Genomic DNA, 3,098 nt, shown 5'->3' on the forward strand with positions numbered 1-3,098 from the left:
TGGAGATGCCGCAGCCATGCATGGGAAGTTGCCGTTTGCGGCGAAAGTTGCGAAATCGGAGGAAGCGTTGCATAGCCAGGCAGTGCAGACGGCGTTCAAGGCGGAGGTGTATGTTGATGCGATTCTTGGAACCGGATTCAAGCCTCCGGTGAGCGGGTTGTATGCCGCGGCCATTGCGATGATGAACGCGACCGACGCGCCGGTGATTGCCGTTGACATTCCTTCCGGTGCGGATGCGGATGCGATGGGCCCGCAGCATAGCCCACAACAGGGAACAATCGCGCGAGCGAATGCAATCGTGACGTTTACCGCACCCCGGCCGGCGCATGTTTTCGGCGCGCTTACGGCGGGGCCAACCTATGTTGCCGACATCGGCTCGCCGGACGAGGTGATCGTGTCATCGTTGCAACTCAACGTGATTGCGGCGCGCGATTTTTCAAAGATGCTGGAGCTGCGTCCGACGGAATCGAACAAGGGGAACTACGGGCACGTGCTGCTGGTCGGAGGTTCGGTTGGCAAGGCCGGATCGGTGGCGATGGCCGGCATGTCCGCGTTGCGGGCCGGCGCGGGATTGGCAACGGTGGCGACGGCGAAGTCTGCGCTGTCGACCGTTGCCGGGTTTTATCCGGAGTTGATGACGGAGTCCCTGGCGGAAACGGGTGACGGCACGATTGCGGCAGGTGCCGGTGAGCCGCTAAACGCACTCGCGAAAGGAAAAAGTGTGCTTGGGATCGGGCCGGGAATTTCGCGCGTTCCGGAAACGTCAGAGCTGGTGCGGACGCTCGTCGCCAAGTGCGATATTCCTATCGTTCTCGACGCCGACGGGCTGAACGCATTTGAGGGGCTGACGAATGAACTTAGCGGTAGGGGCCGGATGCTGGTGATCACTCCGCATCCAGGGGAAATGGCGCGGTTGTGCGGATGCACCATCGCCGAGGTGCAGAAAGATCGCCTCGGTGTGGCGCGGAAGTTTGCGCGCGAACGTGAACTCATCGTGGTGCTCAAAGGGCACCGGACGCTGGTGGTTGAGCCGGGCGGTGAGACGTGGGTGAACACGACGGGAAATCCGGGGATGTCGACCGGCGGCACCGGCGACATTTTGACCGGGATGGTTGCGGGGATGATCGCGCAGCATCCGAACGACTTGCTGCTGGCGGTTTGTGCCGCGGTCCATTTGCACGGACTCGCCGGCGACATGATGCGCGAGCGCGTGGGAGAACATTCGATGGTGGCGACTGATCTGTTGCGCGGGTTGCCCGATGCTTTTGGGCGCGCGCGGAAAGGGGCACTAGCCAAGTTTGTGTCGTGGGACGGATAGCGCTATCTCGACGAAGGCAGTCGGATGGTTTTTCCTTCGGCGGCGGAACGGCGGGCCGCGTCGAGAATCTCCGTGACCGTCACATTCGTTTCCAGGGATGACAGCGCGTCGGGTTTTGCCCCGTCGAGGATTACGGCGCGCAGATACGACAGTTCATTGTCGTAGGGTGCGGGGATAGGCTTCGCATCTGACTGTTCTTCGTGGCTGTTATCGCCGGCGCGGCGCACGCGAATGTCGTTGCTTTGTACCGTGATGACGTATCCAGTCTGGCCGTAGACTTCCATGTCTTTGCGGCCGAAGGGCCAATTCCACGATGCCTGCACGATGGCTTGCGCGCGCGGATAGGTGAGAATGATCGTGGCCTCGTCATCGACGCGCGAATAAATTTCCGGCTTGAGTTGCTGGGTGACGGCGGTTACAGTTTGCGGGCGTTGACCGTCCATCAGCCAGGTCATCAGGTCGGCGCCGTAGCAGCCGAAGTCGAACAGAGCGCCTCCGCCATTGAGTTTGGGGTCGGTGAGCCAGTCGAGGAATTCGGGCTGGACGCCGATTTCTTTGGGGCCGTTGTGGCCATCGTGAATGACGACTTTGCGGACTTCGCCTAGAGCGCGTTCGTGGACGAGATCATACGCAGCGTGGTTGCTGCGATACCAGGACGTTTCGTAATTGACCAGCACTTGAATCTTTCCGGCGTTGGCGGCTTTCTCGATGGCGAGCGCGTCTTCCAGGCTGACGGCGAGCGGCTTTTCCATCATGACGTGGACGCCGTGGCGGGCGCAGATCTCGACCACGCGGCGATGATCATAAGTGTTGGTATAGACCAGAACGGCTTCGGGATGAGCTTTCTGCAGCATCTCTTCCAGATCGGTGAACAGACGACCTGGGCCGAAGCCGTAGCGAGTCGCGGCCTGTGCAAGCAGTTGACGGTCGGGTTCAGCGATGCCGACGATTTCAATCTCGGGGCTGTGCAGCGACTGGGGAAGGAATCCGTGCACGTGCCCGTGAACCAGTCCGACGATGGCGACGCGCAGCGGAGGCTTTGTGGGCGAGGTCTGAGCGGTAGACGACGTCACCGCGAGCAGTGTCGAGAGCAGGGCGAGAGGCAGCATGCGCTTCATGTACGAGTTCTCCGAATCAAGGATGTGGCAATCAGACATAGTAAATCGGGCCATCTGCGCGGAGCGAAAATCCGCACCATCTCATCAGGAGATCGTTCTCTGGGCCATTAATCAAATAGTTAACAGCCGCTAAATGCCTCAAAGGGCAGGGGTCTGATGCTTCCACTTGCCGCACTGCGCGCGGGAATCTGGACGAGGGGCTTCGGTAATCTGTTACTCAATACCGGATGGTGCGATAGTACACCTAGCTTATGACCCACTTCCCCCAACCGCACCCATCGCGGCGCGCGGCCCGGGTCCAGCTAGGCGATTCGGTCCTGGCTGCGATCCGTTTAGAAGACGGCCGGCGCACTAAAGCTAAACTCCAAACCATTTCCGTGACTGGCGGGCTGCTGCAACTGGCGCACTGTCTGGCGCAGGGTGACTTCGTCGAAGTTGCTTTTCAGACGCAGGCTGGGCCGGTGCACGGCATGGCGGAAATCCTCAGCCCGACGCAGAAGCAGTCGAACGGCGTGTTGCAGGCGTTCCGCTTCGTCGCGCTCGAGGATGACGACCATCGCCGCTTGCGCACGTCGCTGGATCACGTGGTTGACCGGAACCTGCTCGGCTTGAAGTCGAGCGGATTCTCAACGTACTGATCTGGCGGCGCCTCGGATCGCATC

3 protein-coding genes are annotated in these 3,098 nt (G+C 60.7%); 2 read left to right on the forward strand and 1 reads right to left on the reverse strand.

The features are described 5' to 3' along the window. The coding region (locus tag VK725_RS17795; RefSeq protein WP_325319399.1) for an NAD(P)H-hydrate dehydratase at positions 1 to 1,318 on the forward strand (1,318 nt) is incomplete at its 5' end. Between the two features lie 2 nt (positions 1,319 to 1,320). On the opposite strand, the gene VK725_RS17800 is transcribed toward VK725_RS17795, so the two are convergent. Then, complete coding sequence (locus tag VK725_RS17800) at positions 1,321 to 2,436, reverse strand: Gfo/Idh/MocA family oxidoreductase (protein WP_325319400.1); 1,116 nt, start codon at positions 2,434 to 2,436, stop codon at positions 1,321 to 1,323. A 251-nt stretch (positions 2,437 to 2,687) separates the two neighbouring features. Between VK725_RS17800 and VK725_RS17805 the strand changes: the two genes are divergently transcribed. Continuing rightward, positions 2,688 to 3,074: a PilZ domain-containing protein gene (locus VK725_RS17805; RefSeq protein WP_325319401.1), complete on the forward strand. Its 387-nt coding sequence runs from the start codon at positions 2,688 to 2,690 to the stop codon at positions 3,072 to 3,074. Positions 3,075 to 3,098 lie beyond the last annotated feature (24 nt).

The sequence above is a fragment of the Dyella sp. genome (genome assembly GCF_035486915.1).
GTDB lineage: Bacteria > Pseudomonadota > Gammaproteobacteria > Xanthomonadales > Rhodanobacteraceae > Dyella_B.